Here is an 18,807-nt window from a genome sequence, read left to right as displayed (position 1 = left end):
TAATATCACCCCTAATATATCTATTGTACATAATTTCTGTATTTGTTTCTAGTATGTTTGTGATATAATATGTAAGCTAATACTAGTGATACGTTTTACACAAACTTTTTTAGGAGTGAATTTTTTGAAATTAAGAGAAAATATTCGTAATATAGCCATCATTGCCCACGTTGACCATGGTAAAACGACGTTAGTGGATCAGTTGCTTAAGCAATCTGGTACTTTCCGTGAAAATGAACATGTGGAAGAACGTGCGATGGATTCTAATGCGATTGAAAAAGAACGCGGAATCACGATTCTTGCGAAAAATACAGCAGTTCAATACCAAGATACAAGAATCAATATTTTGGATACACCTGGTCATGCCGACTTTGGTGGTGAAGTGGAACGGATCATGAAAATGGTTGATGGCGTTCTTCTTGTTGTTGATGCATATGAAGGCTGTATGCCGCAAACTCGCTTCGTGTTGAAAAAAGCATTGGAACAAAAGATTACACCAATCGTTGTCGTGAACAAAATCGATAAAGATTCTGCACGTCCAAATGAAGTGGTCGATGAAGTAATTGACTTATTCATCGAACTAGGAGCTGAAGAAGAACAGTTAGACTTCCCAGTTGTCTTCACTTCAGGTATTGCTGGTACTGCAAGCCTGGATTCAGATCCTACTAAACAAGAAAAAGACATGACCCCACTTTTCGAAACAATCGTCGAAACGATCCCAGCACCAATTGATAACTCAGATGAACCGCTTCAATTCCAAGTGGCTTTACTTGACTATAATGATTATGTAGGACGTATCGGGGTTGGCCGTGTATTCCGCGGTAAAATGCATGTAGGTCAACAAGTTTCATTAATGAAACTTGATGGGAAGGTTAAACAATTCCGTGTAACGAAAATCTTTGGTTATATTGGCTTGAAGAAAGTTGAAATCCAAGAAGCCGTTGCCGGTGATTTAATTGCCGTTTCAGGTATGGAAGATATTAACGTAGGGGAAACGGTTTGTCCGACTGAACATCCTGATGCCCTTCCAATTCTACGTATCGATGAGCCAACATTACAAATGACTTTCCTTGTAAATAACAGCCCATTCGCAGGCCGTGAAGGTAAATTCGTCACAGCTCGTAAAATTGAAGAGCGTTTGAAAAACCAATTGCAAACGGATGTCAGCTTACGAGTTGAAAATACTGATTCTCCGGATGTCTGGATTGTTTCAGGTCGTGGGGAGCTTCACCTTTCCATCCTGATCGAAAACATGAGACGTGAAGGTTATGAACTGCAAGTTTCTAAACCGGAAGTTATCGTTCGCTTGATTGACGGTGTCCGTTGTGAGCCAGTTGAACGTGTACAAATCGACGTACCTGAGGAGCACACTGGTTCGATCATGGAATCAATGGGAGCCCGTAAAGGTGAATTGTTGGATATGATCAATAGCGGAAGCGGTCAAGTTCGTTTATTGTTCACGATCCCAGCTCGCGGACTTATTGGCTATTCAACTGAGTTCTTAACGATTACACGTGGATATGGTATCATGAACCATTCATTTGACAGCTACCAACCAATGGCCCAAGGTCAAGTCGGCGGAAGACGTCAAGGTGTTCTTGTATCCATGGAATCAGGAAAAACTACACAATATGGTATTATGCAAGTAGAAGACCGCGGTGTTATTTTCATTGAGCCAGGTACGGATATTTATGAAGGCATGATCGTCGGGGAGCATAACCGTGATAGCGATTTGACAGTTAATATCGTTAAAGCGAAACAAATGACAAATATGCGTTCAGCAAATAAAGACCAGACTTCTTCCATGAAAAAACCAAGAATCATGTCCCTTGAAGAAGCTCTAGAATATTTGAACGATGACGAGTACTGTGAAGTAACTCCGGATTCAATCCGACTTCGTAAAAAAATTCTTGATAAAAACGAGCGTGAAAGAGCAGCTAAAAGAAAAAAAGTTGCTGTTGAAGAAAAATAAATAGCAAGAGGAGGAGAAAAGATTGGATATCCAAGAGCGATTATCATTTTTTGCAGCATTGTACCGAGTGGATGAAAATCCTGAAGCAGGAATGTGGTATTTATATTTGACGATCTTTGGATTATGCATCCTTGTCTATCAGTTAGGTTTTGCCAAAAAGTTACCTTTGCTAAAAAATGTGGTCATTTATGCGGTAATGGCACTTGGATGTACCCTTCTTTCTTTCTTTGCGGTGTTTCTTCCTATGGGGGAAGCATTAGTCATCGCTTCACTTGTTCTTGGGATCTATAGATTCCGTCTTCATAATTCAAGAAAAGAAGAACAGGCTTAAGATGATGAAATCATTACAGGATGCTTTATACAATTGGTTGACGATCAAAGTTGTCTGTGATGCAAGACCTGATGATACAGCTGCGCGTGATACAGAAATGTTCTTTATGCAGATGTTGAAAGATGATCATCAAGTAACCATTGATTCGGTTTCAAAAACAGAGCCTTTTTATTTCGTTGAGTATCTTTTGGGAGATGAAATGAAAAAGCAGCGTTTTCCGATTGAATTGATTGATATCATGTTAGATCAAATTGAGCTTGAGCCAGATAAGTATAAAAATGTCGAGTAATGATAAAAAGAACCGTGCATATGCACGGTTCTTTTTTATATTGCTTTAGGGAGGGAAAGTCCGTAAAAAAGATGTAAGATTGTCCACAAAAAGAAAGCTGTCAAATCAGAAGGAAGGACAACTTCTGTTTTCGACAGCGCCGATAGTGGAAAGTAAAGCATGATGGCGGGAATGATCGTGAAAAATGCAAGTGTGTATTTGTTCCAATTCCTGAAAATCCTCAAAGGACGAAGAATATAAACGTAACTGAACGTAATTGCCAGTGAGAAAAGGAGATGGAAAAAGAACAATGATGCCTCACTCCAGGAAGCAGCTCCGATTACAGGAAGGAAATCCACATTCAATAAAAGCTTATACACTTGTTTACCGGAAAACATTTCTATCCACTTCATAATCACTCCAAGCAGAATTCCATTGATGAGACCAATCAGGGAAACTTTATAAAATATTCTACCATTCATCTTCATTTTTGATTGTCCGGTAAAGACGGAAGTTTCCGGTTGCAATCCGTTCGTTCGTACGCTCTTCTATGCGTTGGTTACATGTATTGCACATATAGGTATGTATAGGGCGGTTGCGAAGTTTCTTAGCTTCTGGGCTATCATCAGGTATAGATTCAATTTGATCGCATATTACACATTTTACCTTCATATTAGTTGAACCTCACTTCAATTTGAATATGCTTTTAAGTATACCAATATTTTTATGGTAAAACGAGGATAAAGTGAAACTAACATATGAACGTTAACGTTACTTGGTTCATAGCGGATAAAGACAAAAACCCGAAGATTGACTTCGGGTTAGGAGTATTCATTCTTTAAAGTGATTGGATTGATCATTTTGCTCTTTATCGAGTTCTTTTCTTTCCGTTTCATCATCAAGTTTATTTTTTTCCTTTTCAATGTTCTTGGACGGCGTTGGGGTTAAAATATCACCAGGAACCTCAGGAATGACCCGACTTGTGATGTCAGCGAGTTCATTTAGTATCCCGGTTACCGGTTTACCGTCTTTAATGTCTCTGGCCACCTCCCTGATCCGCTCATTTATATCTGGGTCAGCGACGATGAGGGCATTTGCACCTTCAGGATCATGTTTTAAAGTTTCTCCAACTGAGTACTTTATCGTTCCGACCTGTGAACGCTCAATATCTTGGTCGATATCTATTCCGACGATGGCATATTTGCCAAGTACGACTGCGGTGGCATCGTTCACCTCAGGAATGGATTTAGCCAAACCTGTGAGTCTTTCCGCTGTTTGCCGACCTGTCTTTCTGTCTGCTTCCTTAATGGTCGAGTTATTGACTTTCGTTAATTTGTTTTTCGCATTATTTTCAGACACTTCATTTTTATTATTCATTGAGCAACCTGTCATCAACAGAACAGCAGCGATCGACAATATGAATTTTTGCAAAGTGCAACCTCCTTAATGTTTTTTGTTGGTTCCAGCCTGTCCATCAATGCCCAAGTCTGATTCATGTAAGTATAAAATGCAGCCAAACATGTTGTCTTCAATGTTGGGGATAGCATTTTTTGCTGGAAGTTTTCTTTATAGTCTGTAAATGTTCTTCTATCTTTATGCAAAGGAACATATATTTTATCAACAGTCTCGTCCGCTACATAACTTCTGAGTGTAGTAAGTGGTAAGGCATATCCTAAAGAGCAGGCAGGAGGCGTCATATTGGGGAAAAAAATCTATGTTTTAGATACGAATGTCCTGTTGCAGGATCCGTACTCGATTTATTCATTCGAAGATAATGAAGTTGTCATTCCGGCAGTCGTATTAGAAGAATTGGATTCGAAAAAACGGTATATGGATGAAATCGGAAGGAATGCCAGGCAAGTATCGAAATTGATCGATAGCTTTCGTGAAAAAGGGAAGCTTCATCAGAGCATTCCGCTTCATAATGGAGGCAGTATAAGGATTGAACTCAACCACCGTTCATTTCATAAGCTTCAGGAAATTTTTGTGGAGAAAACGAATGATAACAGGATATTGGCAGTCGCGAAAAATTTATCTTTGGAAGAAGAGACGAAGGAAGATGGAAAAACGGTCATTTTGGTAAGCAAAGATACTCTCGTCAGGGTTAAAGCCGATGCTATCGGACTTGAGGCAGAGGACTTTTTAAATGATCGTGTCGTAGAACTGGACCATATATACGCTGGGCATAAAGAAGTGTTTGTATCGATTGATAATCTGAATAAGTTTTATGAAAAAAGTTTTCTGGCACTGGAGGAACTGACAAAAGATTCATATTACCCAAATCAATTCTTGTTGATGAAGGACACGCTGGGGAGTTCAGCTTCTGCGATTGGGATAGTGGATGAGAACTGTAGGCTAGTCAAGAAATTGATGTATGAAGGGGAACATATTTGGGGAATTAAACCGAGAAATGTCCAGCAGACGATGGCGCTTGATTTATTGCTTCGTTCGGATATCCAGCTTGTGACGCTCATTGGTAAGGCGGGGACAGGCAAGACTTTATTGGCATTGGCTACAGGATTGATGCAAACTGAAGATTTGTCACAATATAAGAAACTTCTGGTTGCCAGGCCAATTGTTCCTGTTGGTAAAGATATTGGTTATCTGCCAGGGGAAAAAGAAGAAAAATTAAGACCTTGGATGCAGCCTATTTTCGATAATCTCCAATTTTTATTCAATACGAAAAAACCTGGGGAATTGGATGCCATTCTAGCTGGCATGAGTTCGATTGAAGTGGAAGCCCTGACCTATATCAGGGGAAGGAGCATCCCGGATCAGTTCATCATCATCGATGAAGCGCAGAACTTAACAAAACATGAAGTCAAGACCATCTTGACGAGAGTCGGGGAGCGAAGCAAAATTGTATTAATGGGGGATCCGGAGCAAATAGATCATCCTTATTTAGATGAATATAATAATGGTTTGACCTATGTGGTGGAAAAATTCAAGACAGAGCGCATTGCCGGCCATGTTAAATTGATAAAAGGGGAAAGATCTGGATTGGCCCAACTCGCAGCTACCCTTTTATAATTCAATCGGCAAGGGATGTCCCTTGCCGATTGCTCTAAAGATTTTGGTTAGAATGGACTAAGTCTTATTTAACAGTGAAAGACCGTACATTTTTTATAGGATCATTGATGTTGGAAGCGTCTCCGAAATAAATTTCCATAGGGCCGCCATCAGATATTTTAAGCGGCTTTCCATCCTTGGAAAAGCCCAGGAAAAATTCAAGTGCCGTTTCCAACGGGAATGTAAGCTCCCCATCATCGGTTGTAACGATGACTTCAGTTACCCCATTTTCAGGTTCGGCATTTTTTAAAAAAGGTTCAAAAGGGATGCCGAAAGTCCCTTCCAGCAATCTTTGCTTCTCGAACTTTCGTTCCGTTTTTATTGTGGGTGGCATTATTGCGCCTTCCTGTATTTCTTTTTGCCAATGTTTGGAGGCGGCAATCGTATATTCTTCTAATTCATTGACTTGGACTCTTTCAGCGTGGAAATATGTATCGATTTCAACTTTACGGTCATCAAAAATCCATACTCCAGGATCTAGCGTAATTGGATATTTCACTTTTCCATTTATAAATACGATAGGTTCCAAATATCTCATTCCTTTCTGTTGCTCTTTAATGATTATAATCAATTATAATTGAAATGTCACATCTACACGATGGTGAACAATTTCCATGGTAGGATCTATTCATTTGAGAGGTGGCAGTGATATCCCAATGGCAAATTGTTTGTCAATGTCCTTGCTTTTTCACAAAACTAAAGGTAGAATTTAGAGATAAGATTTAATCGCTCTGAGCGGGGGGATTTAACATGGCATCTGATATGCTTGTCAATCATCGAGAAAAAGCTTATGCTTTATTAAAAGCAGATGCTGACAAGATTCTAAAACTGATAAAAGTTCAAATGGAAAATCTCACTATGCCTCAATGTCCTTTATATGAAGAGGTACTTGATACACAAATGTTCGGCCTATCACGAGAAATTGATTTTGCCGTACGCTTAGGTTTGGTAGAGGAAACCGAGGGTAAATCCCTTTTGGAGACCCTTGAACAGGAATTGTCAGTTTTGCATGAAGCATCATTAAAAAAATAATAGATAAAACATACTAACTCAAACAAATCTCGATGATTGTTTGAGTTTTTTATTTATATACATAATTAATCAATAGTGTTATACTATATTCAATAGTGACATACTAATTAATCCGTAGAAGCTCAATTGAGTTTTTTATTTTTTTGTTTTTTTATTTTTTTGAATTTTCGATGTAATGTTCAATGGTTATCTTCACATTTCAAATTTCTCTATCCATCATTAAATATGTGGGATTTTCCAATCGAATGCCTTTGATTAACAATGGGATCGTAATTCGGAAAGGCAGAGCTAATTCCTTGTTTTTATATACGAATATATGTAATTTTTTATTTTTTTATTGTATTCAGTTAATTTTAGTATTATGGTTATATTAATTGAATGTTAAATCAAATTGATAATATATTATTATAGCTAAATTTTCATTTGCTATTGGTGCAGAGCTCTTTTTAGTCTTTATCGGATGTAAAAAACGAAAATATAAAATATATCGAAATAATTACATCCACAATAAAATGAGCTTGATCAGAATGATCTCCTTGGTTGGGATATAAATTCTTGAATAAAAAGTGGTGAAAGTCTTTCACGCTTTTTTTCTATATATTCAATAAAAATACATATTGATTAGGGTGGTAGCAATGGGGAAACGTATAGAAAAAGTACTTGCGGCAAATCGTGGAGAAATAGCGATACGGATTTTTCGGGCATGTACGGAATTAGACATTCACACAGTTGCAATCTATTCAAAGGAAGATTATGGTTCTTATCACCGATATAAAGCGGATGAGGCATATTTGGTTGGGGAAGGCAAAAAGCCGATTGATGCATACCTGGATATTGAAGGCATAATTGCGATCGCTAAAATGAGCGGAGTCGATGCGATTCATCCCGGTTATGGTTTCCTTTCAGAAAATATTGAATTTGCGAAACGTTGTGAGGAAGAAGGCATAATCTTCATCGGACCAGAATCAAGACACCTAGATATGTTTGGTGACAAAGTAAAAGCCAGAACACAAGCTGAACTGGCTGATATTCCGGTTATCCCTGGTAGCGATGGACCGGTGACCAGTGTTGAAGAAGTAAAGGAATTTGGTGAACAATACAGTTTTCCAATTATCATTAAAGCCTCTTTAGGCGGCGGCGGACGCGGAATGCGGATTGTCGAAAAAATCGAAGAAGTTGAAGAGGCTTATGATCGCGCAAAATCAGAAGCTAAAGCAGCTTTTGGTAATGATGAAGTCTATGTAGAGAGATTCATACAAAATCCGAAGCATATCGAAGTTCAGATTTTGGCTGATACTCATGGGAATATCGTCCATTTATATGAACGTGACTGTTCCGTTCAGAGAAGGCATCAAAAAGTTGTGGAAGTGGCACCTTCCGTTTCCCTTTCCGAGGATTTAAGGGAAAGGATTTGTGAAGCAGCCGTCAAGTTGGCAAAAAATATTGATTATGTAAACGCTGGTACGGTCGAGTTCCTTGTCGCAAATGGCGAATTTTACTTTATTGAAGTCAATCCACGGGTTCAGGTTGAGCATACCATTACTGAAATGATTACGGGCATTGATATCGTTCAATCCCAAATCATGGTAGCAGAAGGGCATGAACTCCATGGCAAAAAGATCGGGATTCCCGAACAGTCAGGAATCAAAACACATGGATATGCGATTCAATCACGGGTGACGACTGAGGACCCATTGAATAATTTCATGCCTGATACAGGGAAAATGATGGTTTACCGTTCCGGTGGGGGATTCGGTGTTCGTCTTGATGCTGGGAATGGATTCCAAGGTGCGGTCATCACACCATATTATGATTCCCTTCTCGTTAAACTTTCTACTCATGCGCTTACATTTGAACAGGCAGCTTCCAAAATGGTTCGTAACCTTAAGGAGTTCAGGATTCGTGGTATTAAAACAAATATCCCCTTCCTTGAAAATGTTGTAAAACATGAAAAATTCATAAATGGGGAATATGATACATCATTCATTGATTCAACACCGGAATTATTTAGCTTCCCAATTAGAAAAGACCGTGGGACAAAAATGCTTTCATATATCGGAAATGTGACCGTGAATGGATTCCCGGGAGTCGAGAAAAAGAAAAAACCTGTTTTTGATCCAGCTCCAATTCCGAATGTTGGTGGCCTGCCTCTTATCTCGGGTACAAAAAATATACTTGAAGAGCAAGGTGCAGAGGGACTGGTCAATTGGATCAAAGAACAGAAAGAGGTATTGATTACCGATACGACTTTCCGCGATGCACATCAATCTTTACTGGCGACGAGAATTAGGTCGAAAGATATCCTTGATATCGCTGAGCCTACAGCAAAATTACTTCCTGATTTATTTTCAATGGAAATGTGGGGCGGGGCAACTTTCGATGTCGCATATCGATTCTTGAAAGAAGATCCATGGGATAGGCTGATAAGTTTCAGGAAAAAAGCACCTAATGTCCTATTACAAATGCTTTTAAGGGCTTCGAATGCAGTTGGTTATAAAAATTACCCTGATAATGTCATTCGTGAATTCGTAGAGAAATCAGCGGATACAGGCATTGATGTTTTCCGTATCTTCGACAGTTTAAATTGGGTTAAAGGGATGGAATTGGCTATTGATGCAGTCCGTCAATCCGGCAAAATTGCGGAAGCGGCCATTTGTTATACCGGGGATTTGAATGATCCATCACGCAGCAAGTATAATATCGACTACTATAAAAATATGGCCGTGGAATTAGAACATGCCGGTGCCCACATTTTAGCGATCAAGGATATGGCCGGCCTCTTGAAACCTGATGCTGCTTACCGCCTTGTATCGGAACTGAAAGAAACGACATCCCTTCCGATCCATCTTCATACTCATGATACAAGCGGAAATGGAATTTACATGTATTCGAAAGCGATCGAAGCTGGTGTGGATATCGTTGATACGGCGATTGGTTCTTTAGCTGGACTGACTTCGCAGCCAAGTGTACAAACACTTCATTATGCGTTGGAGGGGTCAAGCAGACAGCCTAAATTGGAAGTCGATTCACTAGAGCGTTTAGGAGAATACTGGGGAGAGGTCAGGAAATTCTATCATGACTTCGAAAGCGGCATGAATGCACCTCATACCGAAGTTTACAAACACGAAATGCCGGGCGGTCAATACAGCAATCTGCAGCAGCAAGCCAAAGCAGTGGGGCTGGGGGACCGCTGGCATGAAGTTAAAGAAATGTACCAGCGTGTCAATGTAATGTTCGGCGATATCGTTAAAGTAACTCCTTCATCCAAAGTTGTTGGGGACATGGCTTTATTCATGGTACAAAATAACTTGTCTGAAGAAGATGTTCTGACAAAAGGCAAATCCATCGATTTCCCTGATTCAGTCATAGAGTTATTCGAAGGCTATCTAGGTCAGCCAGTTGGGGGATTCCCTAAAGAGCTTCAGGAAGTTATCCTGAAAGGGAAGAAACCTATAACAGTAAGACCAGGTGAATTATTGGAAGAAGTGGATTTTGCAGCTCTTAAAGAAGAATTATTCAAGGAATTGGGACGGGCAGTCACTGATTTCGATGTGCTTGCATATGCCCTATATCCAAAAGTATTCTTGGACTACAATAAAACGAATGAGCTGTTTGGAGATGTTTCCAACCTCGATACCGCAACTTTCTTATATGGTATGAGGCTAGGGGAAGAGATCGAAGTTGAAATTGAAAAGGGTAAAACGCTCATCGTAAAATTGGTTTCAATCGGTCAGCCATTGGCTGATGGAACACGGGTTGTGTATTTTGAGTTGAATGGTCAATCACGTGAAGTGATCATCAAGGATGAAAACGTTAAATCTTCCGTTGTATCAAAAATGAAAGCTGACCCTAAAAATAAAGAACAACTCGGTGCGACAATGCCAGGTACGGTTATTCGTGTAGTGGTTGAGAAAGGGGATCAGGTCAAGCAAGGTGATCACCTGATCATTACGGAAGCGATGAAAATGGAAACCACAGTGCAAGCACCATTCTCTGGGACCATTAAGGATATTTATGTGAAAGATGGAGAAGCAATCAGTACTGGAGACTTATTGATTGAAATAACTAAGTAATATCGCTGACTGTGACCTTGTGAATGATTTGGGTATATGGGGGTAGGCTTGAGGTTTTAAGCTGCCCTATACCCTCTTTTTAGGCAATGTACGGTCATTGAACTTCCCTATAAATAAAACAAAACCACCATTCCCGGGAATGGTGGTTTTGTTTTATCTTATATTATTGATTGAACAATCAGACATTAACGGGCGGGTACCGTTGGCGTTATATCCTGTTCATCCTGTCCTTTGACAGAGTGCGCGGAGTTTCTTTTTTGCTTGGCCAGGGCATTTTTTTTGCTTCTTGATGTCAATAGCATCAAATAGCTCATTACACCAAAAAAGCAGGCAATGAATAATGCGTGTGTCAGTGCGATATATAAGTTTTGCCTTGAGAAAATGATAAAGGCACCAGCGGTAACTTGTAAAAATACGAGAATGAATGCAGTAATCCAACCGCCATATAACACTTTTTGATTTTTGTAATGTTTTTTTGCGATATAAGCCACATATGATACCCAAATGAAAATAGCGCCTGCCATTGCACGGTGCCCCATCTGAATCCATTCATAAAGGTTGGAGGGGAGTGCAAGACTGTCATTTACGCATAAAGGCCAATCTTTACAGATAAGACTGGATTCTGTATGCCTTACAAGAGCACCTGTATATACGACCACCAGACAAAAAATCAATACGCCAATAATATGGAATTTCATTCGTTTGTCAACGATAAGTTTTTCTGCTTCGAACTTCTTGTCCACTTCAAAAATCAACAATGTCAGTAAAAAGACGGCAGCAAAGGAAATGAGCGATATGCCAAAATGAAGGGCAAGGACGAAATCGGATTGTGACCAAATGACGGCAGCCGCTCCGATCAACCCTTGTAGTAACAGAAAACCAAAAGAAAGGACGGATAAGAAACGTGCTTCACGGATATGGCCGATTTTTTTCCAAGACATATACGATAATATTAAAACAAGGAAACCTCCAGCTCCTGAAACGAGTCGATGGGAAAGCTCAATGACCAATTCAATCGTGATTTTGTCCGGGATCAATTGGCCATTGCACAATGGCCAGGACCTGCCGCATCCCATGCCGGAATCCGTCTTCGTGACTAAAGCTCCACCAAGTAAGATGAAAAGCATTACAACCGTTGTTAAAACAGCAAACCATTTAAGAGACGATTTCACTAGTAGCCCCACCTTTTTCTCTATAGCAAATTAGGGTTGTTCCATAAAATTAATAATAGCATAAGGTTTTTCATAATATTTGTCGAACTTCCTCGATATTACACAAAATAGAATGATTTTACAAGTTCAGTTAATATTATAACTATTTATTAAAATGCCTGAAATAGTTGAAAGTTACAAAAGACTTTGATAGAAATAAAGGGAGTGTAAACCTTCAAGTAGGAGCAAAATAGGGATAGAGCCTAGGGGATGATGATAATAGCATATTATTCATGTTCTTGATGAACATCATACAAGAGAAGTAAATTATTGAGACACAAATTGGTCAAAAAATATCCGAAAAATTTTCACAAAAGCTTCCAAAAATGTGTTTTAATATATTGAAGAAATGATTTTACTAAATTTTACTGTTATTAAGCATGATATTAAGAATGAAAGCTCTTGATGGATTCCATTGACAACGGTCATTGGTAAATAATTTACTTTTTGTTTACGCTTCCTTGGTTACAAATATCAAAAAGTATGAAATAATGTTCTATAGCATATGTAAGTTTTTTTTTGCATTTGCGTCTGTTTTGAATGATTTAAAGGAGGAAAACAAATGTCAGAAACAAGGGGTTTGTCAGAAGCTGTCATGGAGGACAGTAAAGCCGCCCTTCAATCGGATATACCTGAAACAACAGCTTGGAAGGATTTTCTCGCACTTATAAAAGTGGGGATTGTCAATTCAAATATAATTACAGCTTTTACCGGCGTGTGGTTAGCTCTTCATTTTTCGGGGCTTAGCTTCTTACACAATTTAGATGTAGTGTTTTATACACTTGCAGGTTCAGCGCTCATAATGGCGGGATCTTGCAGTTTCAATAATTATTATGACCGTGATATCGATCATTTAATGGAAAGAACGAAAAACCGTCCAACGGTAACTGGGAAAGTACAGCCTTCAAAGGTATTGGCATTAAGTTTCGGTTTAATTGCTGCAGGGCTGATTTTACTTGCATTGACTAATATGACCACTGCCATACTAGGAGCATTCGGCGTCTTCGCCTATGTTGTTTTATATACAATGGTTTTCAAACGTAGATTTGTCTCGAATACGATTATAGGCAGTATATCAGGAGCGGTGCCTCCACTTATCGGGTGGGCTGCAGTCGACCCGGGCCTTGATAAGATCGCCTGGGTCCTGTTCGCGATCATGTTCTTGTGGCAGCCTCCTCATTTTTATGCACTTGCAATGAGGCGTGTCGAAGAATATCGTGCAGCTGGCGTACCCATGCTTCCGGTAGTAAAAGGGTTCAAGGCGGCAAAAAGATCGATTATGCTATGGATCGTCTGTTTAATGTTCATTCCTTTCTTTTTAACTCCATTAGGAACTCCGCTAGTTATTCTTGCTGGATTATTGAGCACGGGTTGGCTTATTTTGGGGATTAAGGGGTATAAAAAGAAAGATGATGTTAAATGGGCAACATCCATGTTTGTATATTCTTTAAATTATATGACCATTTTATTTGTAGCGATGGTTATTGTCACTCTCATCTAGTTTTGGTTTAAACTGGCGGCCTGTTCCTTTACAGGCTCCAGCTTACTGATAAATAATGCACTGACCGCCATTCATACATATTAACGGAACCAACGGGGTCATACATAAGAGCGGTTACATGAATCTTCTTAATAATTCCTTAGATTAGGGATTCTTTCTTTTTTAGAAATTGACATAGAGAGAATATTCGCAATTGCGCCCATTTTTATTTTTGTGAGAAAATTTTGACGAAAGAGGGGTTTCTGAAGCTATGAAAAAAAGGCTGCACAAATGGCGCCTAATTGCTCTGCTGGGTATTGTAGGACTTGTCCTTTCGGGCTGCGGCGAACCATTTCTATCCGCGCTGAAACCAGCAGGTGATGTTGCGCAATCTCAGTATGACTTACTGATATTGAGTACACTAATCATGGTACTGGTTATTATTGTTGTGATTATTTTGTTCGTTGTAGTTTTACTACGCTTCCGTCGGAAGGAAGGCGACGAAACAATACCGAAACAAATTGAAGGAAGTCATAAACTCGAAATTATCTGGACTGTTATTCCTATCCTTCTTTTAATTGTTCTGGCTGTTCCGACCGTTGTCACGACTTTCGACTTAGCCGACACAAAGGCAATGGATAAGAAAGATAAGGATGGAAAAACGAAGGATGCACTTGTCGTGAATGTTAGGGCAAACCTTTATTGGTGGGAGTTTGAATATCCAGACCTCGGCGTTGTAACAAGTCAGGATTTGGTTGTGCCAACAGATCAAAAAGTGTACTTCAACTTAACTGCTTCAGATGTTAAGCATTCATTCTGGGTACCGTCTGTCGGAGGAAAGATGGATACAAATACAGAAGGGGTCAATCAGTTTTTCTTAGAATTCGATAGTAAAAAGGCAGAAGATTCGAACAACTTGTTCTACGGAAAATGTGCTGAACTTTGCGGTCCTTCACATGCTTTGATGGATTTTAAGGTCGTACCGAAGTCTAAAAGCGATTTTGAAGCGTGGACTAAAGATATGAAAGCCGCGAAGGAACCTGTCGTTGAAGGTGATCTAGCCAAACAGGGTGAAGATGTCTTTAATAAAAGCTGTATAGGCTGCCATGCGGTGACACCAAATGACAGCAGGCCTGAAGCAGCTCGTCAGGCTCCGAATCTGGCTACATTCGGTGAGCGTCAAAAAGTAGCTGGCGTATTGGATCACACGGAAGAGAATGTGAAAAAATGGATCAAGGATCCTGAGAAGTATAAACCGGGCAACACGATGACCGGTACTTACGGCGAACTTTCAGATTCAGATATTAATGCACTGGCAGCTTATCTATTGGAGCTAAAGGTGGAAGACAAATAGAACATTGATTAGGGAGGTTAAATCGTGAGTACGTACGCTAATAAAAAAGGATTTGGCGCTACGATTTGGGATTATCTGACGACGGTAGACCATAAGAAAATCGCCATTTTATATCTTATCTCTGGCGGGTTATTCTTTGTAATTGGCGGTTTGGAAGCGATGTTTATCCGTATCCAGCTGGCAATCCCAAACAATGATTTCGTAAGTGCCGGATTTTATAATGAAATTTTGACCATGCACGGTACGACTATGATATTTCTGGCGGCCATGCCGTTAGTGTTTGCTGTAATGAATGCGGTTGTACCATTACAGATAGGGGCACGTGATGTTGCGTTCCCATTTTTGAACTCGTTAGGTTTTTGGTTGTTTTTCTTTGGCGGAATCTTTCTGAATCTTTCATGGTTTTTAGGGGGGGCTCCAGATGCAGGCTGGACATCGTATGCATCACTTTCCCTGCACTCCGAAGGTCATGGCATTGATTTTTACGTCCTCGGATTACAAATATCAGGTTTTGGATCACTAATTGCAGGGATCAATTTCCTTGTAACCATTATTAATATGCGTACGCCTGGTATGACATATATGCGTATGCCGCTGTTTACCTGGTCAACTTTCGTCGTTTCTGCATTGATATTATTCGCTTTTCCTCCGCTTACCGTGGGATTGGTGTTAATGATGTTCGATCGGATGTTTGGCGCGAATTTCTTTGATGTAGCGGCAGGGGGAAATACAATTATTTGGGAGCATTTATTCTGGATATTCGGTCACCCGGAAGTTTATATCCTGATTCTTCCGGCGTTCGGTATTTTTTCCGAAATTTTCGCTACATTCTCCAGAAAAAGATTGTTTGGTTATTCATCGATGGTATTTGCAACCGTTTTAATCGGTTTCTTAGGTTTCATGGTTTGGGCGCATCATATGTTTACCACTGGTTTAGGTCCGATCGCAAATGCAATCTTTGCTGTGGCGACCATGGCTATCGCGGTACCGACAGGTATTAAGATATTCAACTGGATTTTTACGATGTGGGGAGGAAGCGTCAAGTTCACGGTTCCGATGCTTTATGCAGTTGCCTTTATCCCTACATTTACAATGGGTGGCGTGACAGGCATCATGCTCGCATCTGCACCTGCTGATTATCAATACCATGATAGTTATTTCGTTGTTGCTCATTTCCACTATGTAATCGTCGGTGGGGTTGTATTAGGTTTACTGGCTGGAATCAATTTCTATTGGCCGAAGATGTTTGGAACGATGTTAAGCGAAAAATTGGGGCAGATCACATTTTGGACTTTCTTGATTGGTTTCCATTTAACATTCTTCATTCAACATTTCTTAGGTTTGATGGGGATGCCTCGTCGCGTATTTACATTCTTGGACAATCAAGGTTTCAATACAGGTAATATGATTAGTACTGTTGGAGCCTTTTTGATGGCATTTGGTGTCTTGGTTATGGTCATCAATATCATCATTACATCTGTGAAGAATGAAAAAGTCGGCAATGATCCTTGGGGAGATGGCCGTACGCTGGAATGGGCCATTCCATCACCACCGCCTTTTTATAATTTTAAACAACTGCCGCTAGTCCGGGGATTAGATCCTTACTGGGTTGAAAAAATGGAAGGGAAAAAGGAAATGACTCCTGCAGAACCACTTGGGGATATCCATATGCCTAATTCATCCATTCTTCCTTTTACGATTGCTTCCGGTTTATTTATCGCCGCATTCGGTGCTTTATACCATATGGATGATAAGACTTGGACCCTGCCTATAATTATAACGGGACTTTTGGTAACATTTGGTTCAATGTTTATCCGTTCCGTTAAAGACGATCATGGGTACCATATTCATAAAGAAGACCTTATGGACGATAAAGACAAGGGAGGTAAGGCGTAATGCAGACAGATGAAAGATTTACGGATGCTACCTGGCCTGCTTCTCCCGAGAAAGCGACTTTAGAAGGTAAAAATAAGTATTTGGGATTCTGGTTGTTTCTTGGTGGAGAGACGGTATTATTCGCCTCATTATTTGCAACTTACCTAGCATTGAAGGATAAAGTTCCAAATGGTGATGCAGCCCTAGCTAAAGATTTATTCGAATTACCCCTTACTTTTGTAGCAACCATGCTGTTATTGACCAGTTCATTGACTAGTGTGTATGCGATGTACCATATGAAAAATAACCACTTTAAACAAATGCAGGCTTGGCTTGTCATTACGGTTGCACTTGGTTTAGGTTTTCTTGGACTCGAGATTTATGAATTTAATCACTATGTTCATGAATTCCATCATACATTTACGAGCAGTGCCTTCGGCTCCGCGTTTTATACGTTAGTTGGTTTTCACGGAGGGCACGTTGCATTCGGTTTGGCTTGGATCATTTGTCTTATGGTGCGTAATGCAGGAAGGGGCTTGAATTTGTATAACGCTCCTAAATTTTTTGTTGCGAGTCTTTATTGGCATTTCATTGACGTAGTCTGGGTGTTTATCTTTACTGTCGTATACTTAATGGGAATGGTGGGATAACTGATGGCGAATGAACAATCAAATTCAGCGAACCCGAATGTCGATTTAAAATATCGCCGTAAGAAAAATGCTGAAGAGATGAAACACCAAGTGATATCATTTACACTTATGATTTTCTTTACACTACTTGCTTTTGCTGCAGTAGGAATTGAGGGTTTTTCACATTGGTTCATTAAGCCAGTCATTTTGCTGCTGGCAGTAGTACAAGTGATTTTCCAATTGTATTATTTCATGCACATGAAGCATAAAGGGCATGGCACCATTGCATTGTTCTTATTTTCCGGCCTTACAGTCGGCTTGATAACTGTCCTAGTGTTCACAACGATTGTTTGGTTATAAACCATAAAGAAAATCGGCTATTGAATGATAGCCGGTTTTTCTTTATGTGGTGATTTTCCAGAAAAACAATCCAAGTTTATCTATATTTGTTACAATGTTTCATTTTAGGTATAATGAAAGTAAGAAAAAGTTTATGAACGAGGTGATTTTTTTGTCTATTGATATTTTCGGATTTCGCGCTTTGTGGAGTCCTTATTATTTTGCCGCCCTCGTACTTATAACCGTAGGCTATTTTTGGCTGGTGACAAAAAAAGGGGAGAAGTTTCCGGGCAGTTCATCGCTTTCCGTTAAACAGGCAACTTATTTTTTGATAGCCATGTTCCTCCTATATGTGGTAAAAGGATCCCCACTGGATTTATTGAGCCATATCATGTTCAGTGCACACATGTTTCAAATGGCACTGCTCTATCTCGTGATTCCGCCTTTATTTATCATTGCGATTCCAGATTGGCTTATGAGAACTTTCATAAATTCAAGGGGAGTGAAGACGTTATTTCAATTTTTCACGAGACCTCTTGTCGCCCTTTTACTATTTAATGTTCTTTTCTCGCTGTACCATATCCCGTTAGTGTTCGACTATATCAAAACGGGGATGTGGATTCATGCCGGCTACACGATCCTTTTATTTACGACTGCTGTTTTGATGTGGTTTCCGCTTGTCAATCAGCTGCCCGAACGTGAAAGTCTATCAGGTGTGAAAAAAGTAGCTTATATATTCGGGAGTGGCATTCTAATGACCCCTGCCTGCGCTTTAATCATTTTTGCTAATGATCCGATGTATGATACATTCACCAATGCGGAATCTTGGGCCAGTGCGATGGAACTTTGCGTTCCGGCTTCAGCACTGTCAGGTTTAACGCTCAGTGGCCCAGAAATGTTCAATGGACTGCCACTGCTTGAAGATCAACAGCTTGGCGGGGTTTTGATGAAGGTGATTCAAGAAATCGTTTTAGGCTATGTATTGGGTGTCATTTTCTTTGCTTGGTTCAAAAAGGAGAATGGCGGCCAAAATGATATCGATCCGATACCTTCGGATTTTCAGACTGTAGAATAATTGTACGATAAAAGACTTGTCTTGGGGCGGACAAGTCTTTTATCCGACTTTGCCTGATTTTGATTTAAACCAAATAGCCAGTGATTTGACTTGCCTATT

At 39.8% G+C, this 18,807-nt stretch carries 17 protein-coding genes; 12 read left to right on the top strand and 5 right to left on the bottom strand.

Annotation, left to right across the window (positions count from 1 at the left end; translation table 11 throughout):
- Positions 1 to 124: 124 nt before the first annotated feature.
- The 3 genes from typA to J7J00_RS10595 are packed head-to-tail and all read left to right on the top strand — an operon-like array spanning position 125 to position 2,592.
- Positions 125 to 1,972: a translational GTPase TypA gene (typA, locus tag J7J00_RS10605; protein WP_214790456.1), complete on the top strand. Its 1,848-nt coding sequence runs from the start codon at positions 125 to 127 to the stop codon at positions 1,970 to 1,972.
- A 22-nt stretch (positions 1,973 to 1,994) separates the two neighbouring features.
- Positions 1,995 to 2,303 (top strand): YlaH-like family protein, encoded by a 309-nt coding sequence (locus J7J00_RS10600; RefSeq protein WP_141992430.1) that lies wholly within the window; start codon positions 1,995 to 1,997, stop codon positions 2,301 to 2,303.
- A gap of 4 nt (positions 2,304 to 2,307) precedes the next feature.
- Entirely contained in the window at positions 2,308 to 2,592 is a 285-nt protein-coding gene (locus J7J00_RS10595) for a hypothetical protein (RefSeq protein WP_214790454.1), read from the top strand.
- A gap of 35 nt (positions 2,593 to 2,627) precedes the next feature.
- On the opposite strand, the gene J7J00_RS10590 is transcribed toward J7J00_RS10595, so the two are convergent.
- The 3 genes from J7J00_RS10590 to J7J00_RS10580 form a co-directional block, all read right to left on the bottom strand.
- The gene (locus J7J00_RS10590; RefSeq protein ID WP_214790452.1) at positions 2,628 to 3,053 is read right to left on the bottom strand and encodes a hypothetical protein; all 426 of its coding nucleotides are present in this window, start codon (positions 3,051 to 3,053) and stop codon (positions 2,628 to 2,630) included.
- Complete coding sequence (locus J7J00_RS10585) at positions 3,043 to 3,243, bottom strand: YlaI family protein (RefSeq protein ID WP_072272690.1); 201 nt, start codon at positions 3,241 to 3,243, stop codon at positions 3,043 to 3,045. Before J7J00_RS10585 ends, J7J00_RS10590 begins: the two co-directional genes overlap by 11 nt.
- 159 nt (positions 3,244 to 3,402) lie before the next feature.
- Entirely contained in the window at positions 3,403 to 4,002 is a 600-nt protein-coding gene (locus J7J00_RS10580; RefSeq protein ID WP_214790450.1) for a YhcN/YlaJ family sporulation lipoprotein, read from the bottom strand.
- 267 nt (positions 4,003 to 4,269) lie between these two features.
- Here J7J00_RS10580 and J7J00_RS10575 point away from each other — a divergent pair, with 267 nt between their 5' ends.
- Positions 4,270 to 5,601: a PhoH family protein gene (locus tag J7J00_RS10575; RefSeq protein ID WP_098371115.1), complete on the top strand. Its 1,332-nt coding sequence runs from the start codon at positions 4,270 to 4,272 to the stop codon at positions 5,599 to 5,601.
- Positions 5,602 to 5,665: 64 nt separating this feature from the next.
- On the opposite strand, the gene J7J00_RS10570 is transcribed toward J7J00_RS10575, so the two are convergent.
- Positions 5,666 to 6,178 carry a peptidyl-prolyl cis-trans isomerase gene (locus J7J00_RS10570; protein ID WP_309487162.1) on the bottom strand — a complete coding sequence of 171 codons (513 nt, stop codon included), beginning with the start codon at positions 6,176 to 6,178 and terminating at the stop codon, positions 5,666 to 5,668.
- A 212-nt stretch (positions 6,179 to 6,390) separates the two neighbouring features.
- Here J7J00_RS10570 and J7J00_RS10565 point away from each other — a divergent pair, with 212 nt between their 5' ends.
- Positions 6,391 to 6,672, top strand: coding sequence for an Fpa/YlaN family protein (locus J7J00_RS10565; RefSeq protein WP_034313996.1), 282 nt, complete (start codon positions 6,391 to 6,393; stop codon positions 6,670 to 6,672).
- A 635-nt stretch (positions 6,673 to 7,307) separates the two neighbouring features.
- Positions 7,308 to 10,745: a pyruvate carboxylase gene (gene pyc, locus J7J00_RS10560; RefSeq protein ID WP_214790446.1), complete on the top strand. Its 3,438-nt coding sequence runs from the start codon at positions 7,308 to 7,310 to the stop codon at positions 10,743 to 10,745.
- 185 nt (positions 10,746 to 10,930) lie between these two features.
- Here pyc and J7J00_RS10555 read toward each other — a convergent pair whose 3' ends face one another.
- Complete coding sequence (locus J7J00_RS10555) at positions 10,931 to 11,917, bottom strand: COX15/CtaA family protein (protein ID WP_214790444.1); 987 nt, start codon at positions 11,915 to 11,917, stop codon at positions 10,931 to 10,933.
- Positions 11,918 to 12,518: 601 nt separating this feature from the next.
- Between J7J00_RS10555 and cyoE the strand changes: the two genes are divergently transcribed.
- From cyoE to ctaG, 6 genes are all read left to right on the top strand, one after another.
- On the top strand, positions 12,519 to 13,457 hold the full coding sequence (gene cyoE, locus J7J00_RS10550; RefSeq protein ID WP_214790442.1) for a heme o synthase: 939 nt from the start codon (positions 12,519 to 12,521) through the stop codon (positions 13,455 to 13,457).
- A 250-nt stretch (positions 13,458 to 13,707) separates the two neighbouring features.
- On the top strand, positions 13,708 to 14,790 hold the full coding sequence (gene coxB, locus J7J00_RS10545; RefSeq protein ID WP_098371109.1) for a cytochrome c oxidase subunit II: 1,083 nt from the start codon (positions 13,708 to 13,710) through the stop codon (positions 14,788 to 14,790).
- 24 nt (positions 14,791 to 14,814) lie between these two features.
- Positions 14,815 to 16,686: a cytochrome c oxidase subunit I gene (gene ctaD, locus J7J00_RS10540; protein ID WP_214790440.1), complete on the top strand. Its 1,872-nt coding sequence runs from the start codon at positions 14,815 to 14,817 to the stop codon at positions 16,684 to 16,686.
- Positions 16,686 to 17,315, top strand: a complete 630-nt coding sequence (locus J7J00_RS10535) for a cytochrome (ubi)quinol oxidase subunit III (protein WP_098371107.1) — start codon at positions 16,686 to 16,688, stop codon at positions 17,313 to 17,315. Before ctaD ends, J7J00_RS10535 begins: the two co-directional genes overlap by 1 nt.
- A 3-nt stretch (positions 17,316 to 17,318) precedes the next feature.
- Positions 17,319 to 17,654, top strand: a complete 336-nt coding sequence (gene ctaF, locus J7J00_RS10530) for a cytochrome c oxidase subunit IVB (RefSeq protein WP_214790438.1) — start codon at positions 17,319 to 17,321, stop codon at positions 17,652 to 17,654.
- Between the two features lie 151 nt (positions 17,655 to 17,805).
- Positions 17,806 to 18,708, top strand: coding sequence for a cytochrome c oxidase assembly factor CtaG (gene ctaG / locus J7J00_RS10525; protein ID WP_214790436.1), 903 nt, complete (start codon positions 17,806 to 17,808; stop codon positions 18,706 to 18,708).
- Positions 18,709 to 18,807 lie beyond the last annotated feature (99 nt).

It is taken from the genome of Bacillus sp. ISL-4, from assembly GCF_018613275.1.
GTDB lineage: Bacteria > Bacillota > Bacilli > Bacillales > DSM-1321 > Peribacillus > Peribacillus simplex_E.
The sequence above is the reverse complement of the archived record's forward strand: the minus strand, read 5'-3'. Positions and strand labels throughout refer to the sequence as shown.